The following is a 15,155-nucleotide window of genomic DNA, read 5'->3' on the forward strand; positions in this document are numbered from 1 at the left end:
TCGGGCAGCCGCCGTAACGCTCCTGCAGCCATGTATCGAATGTGACATCCCCGAATGTGCCATCCCGAATGTGACACCTCATTCGTACGGGCACCGGTCTGGCGATGACCCCTGCCCGGCCGACAAGAAAGCCGGTGTTCGCAGTCATCGCGCAGCCGGTCGGTGATGTGTGGCGTCGATGCCGACGAACGGTCAGCCGCCACCGCCCTGTGCCCGCGCAAGTTCGAGCATGTCGCGCGCCTCGACCGAATCCGGCTGCGCCATCAGCCAGCCGCGGCAGTGTCGCGCCAGCTCGTCCCAGCGCCTTTCGTGTTCGAACTGCACCGCCTGCAGGAAAGGCGCGCGCGTGGCATCCGCTTCGGCCCAGAAAGGCGTCTGATCGGGCAGGCGAGGCTTGATGCCGGCCGCCAGAACCTCGGGCACCCAGTCGGCCGGGATGGCAAAGAACATGCTCTTGTCCGGACTGAGCTTGTAGAAGGTCAGGATGCCGATGAGCCGACCCTCATGGTCGAACAGCCCGCCGCCGGAGGCGCCGGCGGCAAAGGCGGCGCTGCCGCGCAGCACGCGGCTGCCATCCATCGCATACAGCTGCTTCACCTCGCCCACGTCGTAAGCGAAGCGCCCGGCGGTGAAGCCGAGGCTGAACACCACGTCGCGCTTGCTGACCTGGCTGGACGGAATCAGCGGCGCGGCGCGCGTGCCGATCTGGTCGGATTGGAGGATGCACAGGTCGCGCCGGTAATCGGCCGCGACCAGATCGACGGTCAGTGCCTCGCCGGTCTGCACCACGACGCCGTGCGTCGCCTCGCCGAGCACATGGCAGCTGGTCGCCAGCAGACCCGGGCCGACCATGACCGCCGATCCGCTCGAGGTACCGCGCGCGCTTTTCGCGTACAGCTGGAACACCGTGCGGGCCGCGCCCGGCACGCGCTCGTACAGGGCGTCGTTCGACACCGTCGCGTCATCGGCCGGGGCCGAAGCACACAGCGCGCTGAGACAGATTGCTGCCGACAATCGCTTCATGAAGCCCCCGGAAAGTCAGGTTCGGATAACACGCTGCTTGGTGTCGCCAATCGGTCAACGGTTCCGTTGCCGCCTTCGGTACGAACAGTCGTTTACCATCATCCGATGGACGCAACGCCGATGACCGCTTCGATGGCACCTCTCTTACCGCCGCATGCCCCGGCCGGCTGGCAGGCCCGCATCGCGCTCGACTACCGCCTGTCCGGCAGCCGCAGCGTGCTCGCGCGGCGCGAACACGTCGGTCCGCTGCGCGTGCAGAAGGCGCTCTATCCCGAAGGCGACGCGGTCTGCCACACCCTGCTGCTGCATCCGCCGGGCGGCATCGCAGGCGGTGACGCGCTGCAGGCGGATATCACCGCCGCCGCCGGCGCGCATGCGCTGATCACCACACCGGGCGCGACCAAGTGGTATCGCAGCGCCGGGCCGGCTGCGCAGTCCGGTCTGTCGATGCACATCGGCGCCGGCGCCTGCGTCGAATGGCTGCCGCAGGAAGCCATCGTGTTCGACGGCGCGCGGGCGCACATCGCCAGCCGCATCGAGCTGGATGCCGGCGCGCACTTCATCGGTCTGGACCTCTACTGCCTCGGCCGCACGGCCAGCGGCGAGCGCTTTTCCCGCGGCGAACTGAAGCTCGACACCCGCATCGCGCGTGCCGGCAGGACGCTGTGGCTCGAACAGGCGCGGCTGGATGGCGATTCGCCGCTGCTGCAGTCGGCCGCCGGACTGGCCGGTGCGCCGGTGTTCGGTACGCTGCTGTGCGCAGGTTTCGACGCCGATGACGCCTTGCTGGCCGCCTGCCGCGCGCTGCCCTGTGCCCGGGGCGACGGCGGCGTCACCCGCTTGCCCGGTCTGCTGGTGGCGCGTTACCGCGGGGCCTGCAGCCAGTCGGCCCGGGCATGGTTCGTGCATCTGTGGTCGCTGGTGCGACCGGCAATGACCGGGCGGGCGGCACAGCCGCCGCGGATCTGGGCGACCTGATGGTCGATGGACAAGCAGTTCGACACCCCTGAAAGCGGAAGAAAAGAACAACGATGGAACTGACGCCACGCGAAAAAGACAAGCTGCTCATCTTCACCGCGGCCCTGCTCGCCGAACGCCGGCGTGCGCGCGGTCTGAAGCTGAACTACCCGGAAGCGGTGGCGTTGATCACCGCCGCCATCATGGAAGGCGCGCGCGACGGTCGCAGCGTGGCCGAACTGATGAGCTTCGGCACCACCCTGCTCGGCCGTGACGACGTCATGGAAGGTGTGCCGGAAATGATTCCGGACATACAGGTGGAAGCCACCTTCCCCGACGGCACCAAGCTGGTAACCGTCCACCAACCCATACAGTGAGGCGATTCGGTGAGCGATGAGGAAGTCGAGCTGGCCCGTCGTCTTGCGCGCTTCAAGCTCAGCGTGCGGCGCACGCTCGGCGTGTCGGTCAATCTCGACGCGCTGCGGGTCGACCTCGATTACCGCACCCGGACCCTGTCCGAGATCGAAGAATTGACCGACGACGAAGAATTGCTGGTGAACCTGCTGCTGGTGCGTGATCTGCTGTCGAAGAAGCAGGACAGCGCAGAGGGCGAAGCAGGCACCAAGCCCGTGCGTGATTACCGTTTTGGTGCGCGCTCGGGGTGAGGCGACGGATGCGCAAGCCTTGCGTCGCCGGGTGTCGCGGCCGGCACGCCGTCGTTGTTGGGCATCGCTGCGCTCACCCCAACCTACGAAACCCGTCGCGTAAGGCGAGAACCCGTAGGTTGGGGTGAGCGCAGCGATGCCCAACATCCCACCCGGAAATCCGGAATGAAGCCAAACGTGAAACGACAGAAGATTCTCGCCAGCATCCGCAGGTTGGGGTGAGCGCAGCGATGCCCAACATCCCCACCTGCACAACCGCACGACAGATATGAAGCCAGTCAGGAACAACACATGATTCCCGGACAGATGCAGGTCGCCGACGGCGACATCGAACTCAACGCCGGCCGCGCGATGATCACGCTCGACGTGCGCAACACCGGCGACCGGCCGGTACAGGTCGGTTCGCACTACCACTTTGCCGAAACCAACGACGGGCTCGATTTCGACCGGGCCGCGGCGCGTGGTTTCCGGCTGGACATCGCAGCCGGTACCGCGGTGCGTTTCGAACCTGGCCAGCTGCGCACCGTGCAGCTGGTCGCACTGGCCGGCGACCGCCGGGTTTTCGGATTTCAGGGCCGCGTTCAGGGCCCGCTTGACCCCCTTGGAGACAGGACATGACCAGAACGACAGTGGCGCTTGTGGCGCTGTGGAGCAATGCAGCCTCGGCAGACATGGGTGACCACCACGGTAGTCTTGTGGCAAACCTGATGCATCTGGTCAGCCAGCCCGACCATGTCGCGATGATCGCCGCCGCGGCCATCCTCGGCGGCGTGGGTGCAGTGGTGATGCGCCGGCGTGCCCGCGCAGCGCGCCGCATGTTCGGCAAGCAGTGAGCCGGTGATCGCGTTCCGATGAGCACACGGATCAGCCGGCAGGCCTATGCGGAAATGTTCGGCCCGACCACCGGCGACCGCGTCCGGCTGGCCGACACCGGACTGTGGATCGAGGTCGAACGCGACTACACGATCTACGGCGAAGAGGTGAAGTTCGGCGGCGGCAAGGTGATCCGCGACGGCATGGGCCAGAGCCAGCGCCTGAGCGCCGACGTGATGGATACCGTCATCACCAACGCGCTGATCGTCGACCACTGGGGCATCGTCAAGGCCGACATCGGCCTGAAGAACGGCTTCATCGCCGCCATCGGCAAGGCCGGCAATCCGGACATCCAGCCCGGTGTCGGCATCGTCATCGGCCCGGGCACCGAAATCATCGCCGGCGAAGGCATGATCGTCACCGCTGGCGGCATCGACAGCCACATCCACTTCATCTGCCCGCAGCAGATCGAGGAGGCGCTGATGTCCGGCGTCACGACGATGCTGGGCGGCGGCACCGGACCGGCCACCGGCACCTATGCCACCACGTGCACGCCCGGTCCGTGGCACATCCACTCGATGCTGGCCGCGGCCGAAGCGTTTCCGATGAACCTCGGCTTTCTCGGCAAGGGCAATGCCTCGTTGCCCGGCCCGCTGCGCGAACAGGTTGAAGCGGGCGTGATCGGACTGAAGCTGCACGAGGACTGGGGCACCACGCCGGCCGCCATCGACAATTGCCTGTCGGTGGCCGAAGACATGGATGTGCAGGTCGCCATCCATACCGACACGCTGAACGAATCCGGCTTCGTCGAAACCACCATCGCCGCGTTCAAGGACCGCACCATCCACACCTTCCACACCGAAGGCGCGGGCGGTGGTCACGCGCCGGACATCCTGCGCGCGGCGTCGATGCCGAACGTGCTGCCGTCATCGACCAACCCGACGATGCCCTATACGGTCAACACCATCGACGAGCATCTCGATATGCTGATGGTGTGCCACCACCTCGACGCCGCCATCGCCGAAGACGTGGCCTTCGCCGAAAGCCGCATCCGGCGCGAAACGATCGCCGCCGAAGACATCCTGCATGACCTCGGCGCCTTCTCGATGATGTCGTCCGACTCGCAGGCCATGGGCCGGGTCGGCGAAGTGATCATCCGTACCTGGCAGACCGCGCACAAGATGAAGCTGCAGCGCGGCACCTTGAGCGATGCGTCCGGCACGTCGCCAGCGGCCGACAATTTCCGCGTGCGTCGCTACATCGCGAAGTACACGATCAACCCGGCCATCACGCACGGCATCGGCCACATCGTCGGCTCGATCGAAACCGGCAAGCTGGCCGATCTGGTGCTGTGGAAGCCGGCCTTCTTCGGCGTCAAGCCCAGTCTGATCCTGAAGGGCGGCATGATTGCCGCGGCCGCGATGGGCGACCCGAACGCCTCGATCCCCACGCCGCAGCCGGTGCACTACCGGCCGATGTTCGGCAGCTTCGGGGGCGGCCTGCGCACCTCGCTCACCTTCGTGTCGCAGGCGGCGCTGCACAACCCGCGCGTGGCCGCACTGGGTCTCGCCAAACGGCTCGAACCGGTGCGCAACACGCGTACGATCCGCAAGTCCGACATGGTGCTCAACAGCTGGCAGCCGCAGATCGACGTCGATCCGGAAACCTACGCCGTGCGCGCCGACGGCGAACTGCTGGTGTGCGAGCCGGCCGAGGTGCTGCCGATGGCGCAGCGCTATTTCCTGTTCTGAATGCCGCCTGCAAGCTCGTCGCGCTAACATCTGCGGCCATCAAACGAAGGAGGCCGCATGACAAACAATGGAGGGCATCCGCAGTTTGGTCTATTCGACGTTGAGGAAAGTGAGCCGTCGGCTGAGGCAGCTACAGGGAAGTTCAGCAACTACGTCGTGTACGTCGACGAAAGTGGCGATCACGGCATGCAGACCCTGGATCCCAACTACCCCCTGTTCGTACTGGCTTTTTGCGTTTTTCATAAACGTCATTACGCTGAATGGGTTGCACCAGCGCTGCAGAAGTTCAAATTCCACCACTTCGGGCACGATCTGGTCGTGCTGCATGAAACCGAAATCCGCAAGGAGACCGGGGCATTCCGTTTTGCCAACCGCCATAACAAGCAACGGTTTCTCGATGAACTGACGGACATCATCGATCAGAGCAACTTCATCCTGATCAGCTGTGTGATTGACAAGATGCAACTGCGCAGTCGCGGCGGTGTGCCCGAGAACCCCTACCACCTGGCGCTGGGCTTCTGCCTGGAGACGCTTTACGAGTTGATGCAGGAGAAAAAGCAAGACGGAGCCAAGACCCACGTGGTCGTTGAGTGCCGGGGCAAGAAGGAGGATGGAGAACTGGAGCTTGAGTTCCGTCGCATCTGCGACGGCGCCAATCGGCCGGGAATCGCGCTTCCATTCGACATCGTGTTCGCCAACAAGCAAGTGAATTCGTCCGGTCTGCAACTGGCAGATCTGGTAGCCAGGCCCATTGGTCTAAGCGTATTGCGACCGGGACAAGCCAACCGCGCCTTTGAGGCATTGCGACGCAAATTCTTCTGTAGCGGCGGGCGGAGCAAAGTGGGGGAAGGTTTCGAGAACTGGGGCCTGAAGATTTATCCGTCCCCAGAAAGCGAAAAGCCCCGGTGAACTCACCGAGGCCAGACGCCGACCGGGTTCTCCCAGTCCATTTCCGCAAATTCTAAGCCAATCTGTACAGGCGTGCAATAAACAGATGATGAACACGCGATGAATAGCGTTATACCAATACTACCTTCTGCTACATGCTGCTGATCGAATCCTTCGCGCCGGCCGACGCCGTGCCGGCCGGAACACTGACGCTTTCTTTCGAGCTGCGCGCCAAATGCCGGCTGCGCACGCACCTCGATTCGGGCGAAGAGGTCGGCCTGTTCCTGCCGCGCGGCACGATACTGCGCAGCGGCGACCGGCTGGCTGGCAACGATGGCCGCGTCGTGCAGGTCGTTGCGGCCGCCGAAACGGTGACCGAGGCGCGCAGCGCCGATGCGCTGCTCGTCGCGCGGGCGGCCTATCACCTCGGCAATCGCCATGTAGCGGTCGAAGTGCAGTCCGGCCTGCTGCGGCTGGCCGCCGACCATGTGCTGGCGCAGATGCTGGCAGGTCTGGGGCTGGAGGTGACCGAAGCCCGCGCGCCCTTCGAACCGGAGGCCGGCGCCTATGGCGGCCAGCCGGCGCACCACACGCACGCCCATGCCGAGGAAACCGGCGCGAAACTGCATCTGTTTGGTGGCGCTGCGTGACACCCCTGGCGCTTGTCCGCCTGCTGCATCTGGCCAGCCCGACGCTGCCGGTCGGTGCGTTCAGCTATTCGCAGGGGCTGGAGTGGCAGGTGGATGGCGGCGCCATCCGCACCGAAGCGGATGCCGGCGAATGGATACGGGCCGTGCTCGACGCCGGTGTCGCGCGCTTTGAACTGCCTTTGCTGGCGACGCTGATGCGCGCCTGGTCAGCGGCCGATCACAGCGCGCTCGCGGCGCTCAACGACGACTATCTGGCCAGCCGCGAGGCGGCCGAACTGCGCGCCGAAACGGTGCAGATGGGCTATTCGTGCACGCAGTTGCTCAAGGCGCTCGACGCCTGCCGCGGCGTCGCCGATGCGCTTGCGGACATCCACGAGCCGGCGTTTCCCACCGCCTGGTCCGGCGCCGCAGCGGCGCTCGATGTTCCGGTCGCACCGGCGCTGACCGCCTGGACCTGGGCCTGGGCGGAAAATCAGGTGATGGCGGCGATCAAGGCGGTGCCGCTCGGCCAGACCGCCGGCCAGCGCCTGCTGATGATGCTGGGCGAGGCCATCCCGTCGCGCGTCGACGCCGCCATCAACCTGCCGCGTGCCGACTGGAGCAACTTCGCGCCCGGTCTGGCCATCGCCAGTTGCCGACACGAAACGCAGTATTCGCGGTTGTTCAGATCATGACGGCGGCACTTGATCCGTTGTCTCGTTCGGGCGCCGATCCGGTGCGACGAGAGGTGACCAACCCGGGGCCTGTCGGTTGCTTGCAGACGGATCGCGGGCAGGGCCCGCTCCTGCGAGAACCTTGTGCGGTGCTGCCCTTCGGAGCGGGCCCTGCCCGCGATCCGTGCGTCAATTACGTGCGCAGAATGATTTCAGCCTGAAAGGACACCTCATGACTTCACCCACTCCCCGCCCGCCGCTGCGCGTGGGCATCGGCGGCCCGGTCGGTTCGGGCAAGACGGCGCTGACGCTCGCGCTGTGCCTTGCGCTGCGCAGCCGCTACAACATCGCGGCGGTGACCAACGACATCTACACCGAAGAAGACGCCCAGTTTCTGGTGCGCAACCAGGCGCTGCCGCCGGAACGCATCATCGGTGTGGAAACCGGCGGCTGCCCGCACACCGCGATCCGCGAGGACGCGTCGATCAACCTGGAAGCCGTTGCGCGGCTCAATGCGCGCTTTTCCGGGCTGGACGTGATCCTGATCGAATCCGGCGGCGACAATCTTGCGGCGACCTTCAGCCCGGAACTGTCCGACCTTACGCTGTACGTGATCGACGTGGCAGCTGGCGACAAGATTCCGCGCAAGGGCGGGCCGGGCATCTGCAAGTCCGACCTGCTCATCATCAACAAGATCGATCTCGCGCCCATGGTCGGCGCGTCGCTGGAGGTGATGGAGCGCGACGCGAAAAAGATGCGCGGCGAGCGACCGTTCGTGTTCTCGAACATGAAAACCGGCCACAACCTCGACTTCATCATCGCCTTCATCGAGCGCGAAGGCATGCTGGGCGGCGTCTGAATTCCGAGTGAAACCTGAGTGAAAGCCGGCTGAACACCGCGCTGCTGCACCGCAGCAGCCGTGTTGCCGCTACACTCGCGCAACTTTTTCGCAAGGCGGGCGCGTGAAGATCATCATCCTGGGCGCGGGTCAGGTCGGCTCGTCAGTGGCCGAAAATCTGGTGTCGGAATCGAACGACATCACTGTTGTCGATACCGACGCCGATCGTCTGCAGGCATTGCAGGACAGGCTGGACCTGCGCGTGGTGTTCGGCAACGGCGCCAGTCCGCTGGTGATGCGCCAGGCCGGCGCCGAAGATGCCGACCTGCTGATCGCGGTCACCGCGTCCGACCAGACCAATCTGTGCGCCTGTCGCATCGCGCAGACGCTGTTCAATCTGCCCACCCGCATCGCCCGGCTGCGCTCGATCGATTACGCCGACTATCCGCAGCTGCTGGACGACGACAACTTTGCGGTCGATTTCTCGATCTGTCCGGAACAGGAAGTCACCGACTACCTGAAGCGGCTGATCGCTTTTCCGGAAGCGCTGCAGGTGCTCGAATTCGGCAAGGGCCGGGTGACGATGGTGGCGGTGCGCGCGGTCGGCGGCGGGCCGCTGGTCGGCGGGCCGGTGAAGGCGCTGCGTCAGCACCTGCCGGGCATCGACGCCCGCATCGCGGCCATCTACCGGCGCAACAACGCCATCATTCCCGACGGCAATACGGTGATCGAACCGGGTGACGAGGTGTTCTGTCTGGCGGCCAGCGAACACATCCGCGCGGTCACCGCCGAACTGCGCCGGCTCGACAAGCCGATGCGCCGCATCATGATCGCCGGCGGCGGCAACATCGGCTTCCGGCTCGCCACATCGCTCGAAAAGGATTACGAGCTCAAGCTGATCGAACACTCGAGGGTGCGCGCGGAGTTCCTGTCCACCCATCTGCCGAAGACGCTGGTACTGGCCGGCGACACCACCGACGAGGTGTTGCTGGAAGCCGAGAACATCGACGACATGGACCTGTATCTCGCGCTCACCAACGACGACGAGAACAACATCATGTCCAGCCTGATGGCCAAGCGCATGGGTGCGCGTCGCGTCGTCGCGCTGATCAACCGCAAGGCCTACGTCGACCTGGTGCAGGCGGGCGCGATCGACATCGCCATTTCGCCGGCCCAGGTGTCGATCGGTTCGCTGCTCGCCCACGTACGCCGCGGTGACGTGGTTGCGGTGCACAGCCTGCGCCGCGGTGCCGCCGAGGCGCTCGAACTGGTGGTCCATGGCGACCGCAAGACGTCGAAGGTGATCGGCCGGCCGATTGAGGAAATCGGTCTGCCCGAAGGCGCCCTGATCGCCGCCATCGTGCGCCGCACGGATCGGCCGGTCACGATAGGCGTGTCCGATCAGGCGGTGCAGCAAACGCACGACGTGGTGATCATTCCGCACCACGACACGGTGATCGAACCGGAAGACCACGTGATCGTGTTCTGCTCCAGCCAGAAGCTGGTGTCGCGCGTCGAGCGGCTGTTCCAGGTCGGCTTCGGGTTTCTCTGATGCTGTCGGTCATCAATGTACTGGGCCGCCTGCTGATCGTGTTCAGCGCGGCCTACCTCGTGCCGATCGCCTGCGCACTGATCTACGACGACGGCTCGGCCATGCCTTTCGTCGACGGCATGGCGATCAGTGCGGTCAGCGGACTGCTGCTTTATCTGGGCACGCGCGGGCGCTACGCCGAACTCAAGCCGCGCGACGGCTTCATGCTGGTCAGTTCGGCCTGGCTGTGCATGGCGGTCATCGCCACGGTGCCCTTCATGCTCACACTTGAATCGTTGAGCTTCACCGATGCGCTGTTCGAGGCGATGTCGTCGCTGACCACGACCGGCGCCACCACGCTGGTCGGGCTCGACACGCTGCCGCCGGCACTGAACCTGTGGCGCCACCTGCTGCAGTGGCTGGGCGGCATGGGCATCATCGTGTTTGCGGTCGCCATCCTGCCGCTGCTCGGTGTCGGGGGCATGCAGCTGTACAAGGCTGAAATGCCCGGTCCGATGAAGGAAAACAAGCTGACAGCCCGCATCACCGATACGGCCAAGGCCCTGTATTCGATGTACATCGGCCTGACTATCCTGTGCATCCTTTCACTGAAGCTGGCTGGCATGGACTGGATAGACGCCATCTGCCACGGGTTTTCCGCGCTCGGGCTGGGTGGGTTTTCGACCCGTGACGCGAGCATCGGCGCCTTCGACTCGGTCGTCATCGAAGGGGTGCTGATCCTGTTCATGATCTTTGCGAGCATGAACTTCGCGACCCACTTCGTCGCCTTCCAGCGCCGCTCGGTCGGGCCCTACCTGCGCGATGCCGAAGCCAAATCCATCCTGCTCGTGCTGGGTAGCAGTTTTGTCGGCCTTACGCTCTACATCCATTTTCAGGACGTGCACGAAGATTTTCTGCTGACCGCGCGCCATGTGGCCTTCAACCTGGTGTCGATCGCGACCAGCAGCGGTTACGCCAGTACCGATTACGGCACCTGGCCGCTGTTTGCGCCGCTGTGGATGCTGTTTCTCGGCGCAATCACGGCAAGTTCGGGTTCGACCGGCGGCGGCATCAAGATGATGCGCACGCTGGTACTGATGGGCCAGAGCCGGCGCGAAATGGTGCGCCTCATCCACCCTGCGGCGGTGTATCCGCTGCGTGTCGGCCGCACCCCGGTGCCGGATCGCGTGGCGCAAGCGGTGCTGGGTTTCATCTTCGTGTACTTCATGAGCATCGTGCTCGTGACCTTCGTGTTGCTGCTGTCCGGCGGCGATTTCCTGACCGCCTTCACGGCCGCGTTTTCATGCATCAACAACATCGGCCCCGGCCTGCAGGAAGTCGGCCCGGCCACCAATTTTTCGTCACTGACCGACTTCCAGACCTGGGTGTGCAGCTTCGCCATGCTGCTGGGGCGTCTCGAAGTTTTTTCGCTGCTCATCCTCTTCACGCCGGGCTTCTGGCGCAAGTAGTGCCGCCTCGCCGAGGGGCGGCCGCATCGGCTATCCTTGCGGCCTGCGAAAACCGCTCGTACCAACCCTCCGGGACTCACCATGGCCGCTCCCCGCAACGACGCCTTCCTGCGCGCACTGCTGCGCCAGCCGACCGATCACACGCCGATCTGGCTGATGCGCCAGGCCGGCCGCTACCTGCCTGAGTACTGCGCGACGCGCCGTCGCGCCGGCAGCTTCCTGCAGCTGTGCAAGTCGCCGGCCATGGCCTGCGAAGTCACGCTGCAGCCGCTGGAACGTTTCCCGCTCGACGCCGCCATCCTGTTTTCCGACATCCTGACCGTGCCCGATGCGATGGGGCTGGGCCTGTACTTTGCCGAAGGCGAAGGCCCGAAGTTCGAACGTCCGGTGCGCTCGGAAGCCGCCATCCATGCACTGCGGGCGCCCGATCCGCACGCCGAATTGCGCTATGTCGTCGATGCGGTCAGCGAAATCCGCCGCGCGCTCGACAATTCGGTACCGCTGATCGGCTTCTCGGGCAGCCCGTGGACACTGGCCAGCTATATGGTCGAAGGCGGTGCATCGGATGACTACCGTCACCTGAAGACGCTGATGCTGGACCGCCCCGATCTGCTGCACCACCTGCTGGACGTCACCGCGCAGGCGGTCACCGACTACCTGAATGCGCAGATCGAAGCCGGCGCGCAGGCGGTCATGATTTTCGATTCATGGGGCGGTGCCCTGTCGGCGCACGGCTATCTCGAATTTTCGCTGGCCTACATGCAGCGCATCATTGCCGGCCTGAAGCGCGAGCACGACGGCGAGCGCGTGCCGGTCATCATGTTCACCAAGGGCGGCGGGCAGTGGCTGGAAGCGCAGGCCGAAGCCGGCGCCGATGCACTCGGGCTGGACTGGACGACCGACATCGGTCTGGCGCGCCAGCGCGTCGGTCACAAGGTCGCGCTGCAGGGCAATTTCGATCCGACCGCGCTGTTCGCGCATCCGGCGTCGATCGCCCGGGAAGCCGAGCGCATTCTCGACAGTTACGGTCCGCACCCGGGTCATGTGTTCAATCTCGGCCACGGCATTTCGCAACACACGCCCCCGGAGCACGTTTCCGCGCTGGTGGAAGCCGTACACCGCCACAGCCGGTCGATTCGCGCCGCTGCAGGCGTATGAACCGCGTCCTGCGGCGCTTTGCGCAAGGTGTACAAAAGTGCCGCAGGGGTTGACTTATGCACAGTCGGCCGCTCAGGGCGCCGGCACGCCACAGACGGACAAGCCGGTTTTTCCTTGATGGCCAAGTGATTGGTTTTAATGGATAAGTTTTTTTCTTGACGCCTGTTCAAAAATTTGGTGGAAAAAGCGTCCGGTCAAGTCACTGATTGCAACGAAGTTTCCCACAAAGTTATCCACAGCCTTTTCACGCCTCAAACCCGTGTCGCCTGAGTGGCTTGCGGCCCGGATCGATCAGTCTTCTTGAACGATATGCCGCAAGTGACTGAATCCATTGATAGCGCCCGACAGGCCTTGGATAGCGCGTCACTGCGACCACCCGGTAGCTTGTTGCGGGTGGCGCTGGCGCGGCCGATTCCGACGCTGTTCGACTATGACGCGTCGGCTTTCCCCGAGGTCGAACCGGGCTGCCGTGTCCGGGTACCGTTCGGCCGCAGTGAAGTCTGGGGCATCGCCTGGGGCTGGTGCGCCAGCGCCGACCTCGACCCGGCGCGCATCAAGTCGCTGCTCGCCGTCGACACCCGGAGCGTGCCGTTGCCGGCCAGCTGGCGCGCACTGGTCGATTTCGTCGCCCACTATTATCAGCAGCCGATCGGCGAAGTCGCCGCGATGGCCGCGCCGCCGGCGATCAGTGCCACGCGCGCGCAGAGAGCGGTGCGCCGGTTGCGCGCCACCGACGCCGGCCGCTCCGAGCTCGACGCCCTGTCGGCGCGCGACGTCGGTCGCAAACTCATCACTGCGCTGATCGACGCCGGGTCGCTGAACGAGGGCGAATTGCGCGCGCTGTCGGCGCGCGCCGGTACGGTGATGCAAACGCTGCTTGAACGCGGCCTGATCGAAATCGCGCTGGCCGATGCGCCAGCCGAAACGGGACATGCGCTCGGCACCGACCAGGCCAGCGCGCTGGCGGCGCTGCTGGAGCGCCCCGGTTACGCGGTCAGCCTGCTGCACGGCGTGACCGGCAGCGGCAAGACCGAAGTCTATCTGCGGCTGATCGAAACGCAGATCGCCGCCGGACGGCAAAGCCTGCTGCTGGTGCCGGAAATCGCGTTGACACCGCAGTTGCAGGCGCGTGTCGCGGCGCGCTTTCCGCGCGCCTGCCTGCACGTGATGCACAGTGAAATGAGCGACGGCGCGCGCGCGATGGCCTGGGCGGCCGCGCAGTCCGGCGAGGCGGACATCGTGCTCGGTACGCGGCTGGCGGTGTTCGTGCCGCTGCCGCGCCTGGGTTGCATCGTGCTCGACGAGGAGCACGACGCGTCGTTCCGGCAGACCGAAGGCGTGCGCTATTCGGCGCGCGACGTCGCGATCTGGCGCGCGCGCGCGGAAGATGTGCCGATCGTGCTGGGCAGCGCGACGCCGTCGCTGGAATCGTTGCGCCACGCCATCGAGGGCCGCTACCGCTGGCTGCGTCTCACCACGCGCGCCGGCGACGCCAGTCTGCCGACGGTCAAACTGATCGATACGCGCGTGCAGCGCGCCGAAGAAGGCCTCAGCGCACCCCTGCTCAAGGCCATCGAACAGCGGCTGGAACGGGGTGAACAGAGTCTGCTGTTCATCAACCGACGCGGTTACGCGCCGGTGCTGAGCTGTCCGGCGTGCGGCTGGGCGGCGAGCTGCACCCAGTGTTCCGCCCATCTGGTGCTGCATGCGGTGGATCGTCGGCTCCGCTGTCACCACTGTGGCGCCGAAGGCCCGGTGCCGCGCGCCTGTCCGACCTGCGGCAATCAGGACATCCAGGGCTACGGCCGCGGCACCCAGCGCCTCGAAGAAACGCTGGCCAGCCGCTTCCCGGCGGCGCGCCTGCTGCGCATCGACCGCGACAACGTGCGCGGGCGCGAACACTGGCAGCAGCAGCTCGATTTGATCCGCTCGGGCGCGGTCGATCTGGTGGTCGGCACGCAACTGCTCGCCAAGGGCCACGATTTTCCGGGCATCACGCTGGTTGGCGTGGTCGGCGCCGACGCGTCGCTGCACGCCGCCGACTTCCGCGCGCAGGAGCGGCTGTTCGCCCAGCTGATGCAGGTCGGCGGCCGTGCCGGCCGGGCCGGTACCGCCGGCGAAGTTCTGATCCAGACGGCGCAGCCCGATCACCCGTTGTTCGCCGCGCTGCGCGCGCACGACTTCGACGGCTTCGCGCGCAGCCAGCTGGCCGAACGCGCCCAGCTGGGTCTGCCGCCGCACGGCTTCCAGATCATGCTGAGCGCCGACGCGCCCGAGCTGGCACTGGCCACCGAATTTCTCGCCGCCGCCCGCCGCGCCGCGCTGGCGCTCGACGTCGAAGGCGTGCGGGTGTACGACGTGGTGCCGATGCGCATGGTGCGTCGGGCCGGGCGCGAGCGCGCCCAGTTGGTGGTCGAAGCGCGCAGCCGCCCGCCGCTGCGTGCGCTGCTCATTCCGTGGCTCGACAACCTGTACCGCCTGCGCCTCGCACGCGGCCTGCGCTGGCACATCGACGTCGACCCGCTGGAGGTGTAGCGATCACCGTGCGCATCGCAGACGGGGTCCGCTCCTGCGAAAAACGTCGCCGGCGCTTTGAACGTTTGATGGTTTTCGCAGGAGCCTGCCCTGCAGGCGATCCGCACCCCGAATACGCGACTGGGCACGATCAACGCGTGTATCGCGGACGGGGCCCGCTCCTACAAGCGACGTCGCCAGTCGTGAAGCCGTCGCGGTGCTCGCCGAAACCCCCGCGCCGCGCC

Annotated in this window: 15 protein-coding genes; 14 read left to right on the forward strand and 1 reads right to left on the reverse strand. The window is 65.7% G+C overall.

Annotation, left to right across the window (positions count from 1 at the left end):
* Positions 1-192 precede the first annotated feature (192 nt).
* Positions 193-1,023 carry a serine protease gene (locus Q8Q80_RS19385; RefSeq protein WP_305634755.1) on the reverse strand — a complete coding sequence of 277 codons (831 nt, stop codon included), beginning with the start codon at positions 1,021-1,023 and terminating at the stop codon, positions 193-195.
* Positions 1,024-1,155: 132 nt separating this feature from the next.
* On the opposite strand from Q8Q80_RS19385, the gene Q8Q80_RS19390 reads away from it, so the two are divergent.
* The 14 genes from Q8Q80_RS19390 to Q8Q80_RS19455 all read left to right on the forward strand — a co-directional run bounded on the left by Q8Q80_RS19390 (position 1,156) and on the right by Q8Q80_RS19455 (position 14,931).
* The gene (locus tag Q8Q80_RS19390; protein WP_305634757.1) at positions 1,156-2,001 is read left to right on the forward strand and encodes an urease accessory protein UreD; all 846 of its coding nucleotides are present in this window, start codon (positions 1,156-1,158) and stop codon (positions 1,999-2,001) included.
* A gap of 53 nt (positions 2,002-2,054) precedes the next feature.
* Positions 2,055-2,357, forward strand: coding sequence for an urease subunit gamma (locus Q8Q80_RS19395; protein ID WP_257079829.1), 303 nt, complete (start codon positions 2,055-2,057; stop codon positions 2,355-2,357).
* A gap of 9 nt (positions 2,358-2,366) precedes the next feature.
* Positions 2,367-2,645, forward strand: a complete 279-nt coding sequence (locus tag Q8Q80_RS19400) for a hypothetical protein (RefSeq protein ID WP_305634761.1) — start codon at positions 2,367-2,369, stop codon at positions 2,643-2,645.
* 291 nt (positions 2,646-2,936) lie between these two features.
* Entirely contained in the window at positions 2,937-3,263 is a 327-nt protein-coding gene (locus Q8Q80_RS19405; protein ID WP_305634763.1) for an urease subunit beta, read from the forward strand.
* The gene (locus tag Q8Q80_RS19410) at positions 3,260-3,478 is read left to right on the forward strand and encodes a hypothetical protein (protein ID WP_305634765.1); all 219 of its coding nucleotides are present in this window, start codon (positions 3,260-3,262) and stop codon (positions 3,476-3,478) included. The genes Q8Q80_RS19405 and Q8Q80_RS19410 overlap by 4 nt, the downstream gene beginning before the upstream one ends.
* Before the next feature lie 18 nt (positions 3,479-3,496).
* A complete protein-coding gene (ureC, locus tag Q8Q80_RS19415) occupies positions 3,497-5,209 on the forward strand; it encodes an urease subunit alpha (protein WP_305634767.1) in 1,713 nt (570 codons plus the stop codon).
* A 57-nt stretch (positions 5,210-5,266) separates the two neighbouring features.
* Entirely contained in the window at positions 5,267-6,118 is an 852-nt protein-coding gene (locus Q8Q80_RS19420; RefSeq protein ID WP_305634768.1) for a DUF3800 domain-containing protein, read from the forward strand.
* Between the two features lie 134 nt (positions 6,119-6,252).
* Positions 6,253-6,747 (forward strand): urease accessory protein UreE, encoded by a 495-nt coding sequence (gene ureE, locus Q8Q80_RS19425; RefSeq protein WP_305634769.1) that lies wholly within the window; start codon positions 6,253-6,255, stop codon positions 6,745-6,747.
* On the forward strand, positions 6,744-7,421 hold the full coding sequence (locus Q8Q80_RS19430; RefSeq protein ID WP_305634771.1) for an urease accessory protein UreF: 678 nt from the start codon (positions 6,744-6,746) through the stop codon (positions 7,419-7,421). The genes ureE and Q8Q80_RS19430 overlap by 4 nt, the downstream gene beginning before the upstream one ends.
* Positions 7,422-7,632: 211 nt before the next feature.
* Positions 7,633-8,259 carry an urease accessory protein UreG gene (ureG, locus tag Q8Q80_RS19435; RefSeq protein WP_305611153.1) on the forward strand — a complete coding sequence of 209 codons (627 nt, stop codon included), beginning with the start codon at positions 7,633-7,635 and terminating at the stop codon, positions 8,257-8,259.
* A 103-nt stretch (positions 8,260-8,362) separates the two neighbouring features.
* Positions 8,363-9,790 carry a Trk system potassium transporter TrkA gene (trkA, locus tag Q8Q80_RS19440; protein ID WP_305634773.1) on the forward strand — a complete coding sequence of 476 codons (1,428 nt, stop codon included), beginning with the start codon at positions 8,363-8,365 and terminating at the stop codon, positions 9,788-9,790.
* Complete coding sequence (locus Q8Q80_RS19445; protein ID WP_305634775.1) at positions 9,790-11,238, forward strand: TrkH family potassium uptake protein; 1,449 nt, start codon at positions 9,790-9,792, stop codon at positions 11,236-11,238. The genes trkA and Q8Q80_RS19445 overlap by 1 nt, the downstream gene beginning before the upstream one ends.
* An 81-nt stretch (positions 11,239-11,319) precedes the next feature.
* The gene (gene hemE / locus Q8Q80_RS19450) at positions 11,320-12,396 is read left to right on the forward strand and encodes a uroporphyrinogen decarboxylase (protein WP_305634777.1); all 1,077 of its coding nucleotides are present in this window, start codon (positions 11,320-11,322) and stop codon (positions 12,394-12,396) included.
* Positions 12,397-12,747: 351 nt separating this feature from the next.
* Positions 12,748-14,931: a primosomal protein N' gene (locus Q8Q80_RS19455; protein WP_305634779.1), complete on the forward strand. Its 2,184-nt coding sequence runs from the start codon at positions 12,748-12,750 to the stop codon at positions 14,929-14,931.
* The last annotated feature ends 224 nt before the right edge of the window (positions 14,932-15,155 follow it).

It is taken from the genome of Methyloversatilis sp., assembly GCF_030698125.1.
GTDB lineage: Bacteria > Pseudomonadota > Gammaproteobacteria > Burkholderiales > Rhodocyclaceae > Methyloversatilis.

Coding starts and splice junctions, on each gene's coding strand:
- Q8Q80_RS19445 (WP_305634775.1), top strand. CDS start 9,790: ATGCTGTCGGTCATCAATGTACTGGGCCGCCTGCTGATCGTGTTCAGC.
- hemE (WP_305634777.1), top strand. CDS start 11,320: ATGGCCGCTCCCCGCAACGACGCCTTCCTGCGCGCACTGCTGCGCCAG.
- ureC (WP_305634767.1), top strand. CDS start 3,497: ATGAGCACACGGATCAGCCGGCAGGCCTATGCGGAAATGTTCGGCCCG.
- ureE (WP_305634769.1), top strand. CDS start 6,253: ATGCTGCTGATCGAATCCTTCGCGCCGGCCGACGCCGTGCCGGCCGGA.
- Q8Q80_RS19385 (WP_305634755.1), bottom strand. CDS start 1,023: ATGAAGCGATTGTCGGCAGCAATCTGTCTCAGCGCGCTGTGTGCTTCG.
- Q8Q80_RS19395 (WP_257079829.1), top strand. CDS start 2,055: ATGGAACTGACGCCACGCGAAAAAGACAAGCTGCTCATCTTCACCGCG.
- Q8Q80_RS19420 (WP_305634768.1), top strand. CDS start 5,267: ATGACAAACAATGGAGGGCATCCGCAGTTTGGTCTATTCGACGTTGAG.
- Q8Q80_RS19390 (WP_305634757.1), top strand. CDS start 1,156: ATGGCACCTCTCTTACCGCCGCATGCCCCGGCCGGCTGGCAGGCCCGC.
- Q8Q80_RS19410 (WP_305634765.1), top strand. CDS start 3,260: ATGACCAGAACGACAGTGGCGCTTGTGGCGCTGTGGAGCAATGCAGCC.
- ureG (WP_305611153.1), top strand. CDS start 7,633: ATGACTTCACCCACTCCCCGCCCGCCGCTGCGCGTGGGCATCGGCGGC.
- Q8Q80_RS19405 (WP_305634763.1), top strand. CDS start 2,937: ATGATTCCCGGACAGATGCAGGTCGCCGACGGCGACATCGAACTCAAC.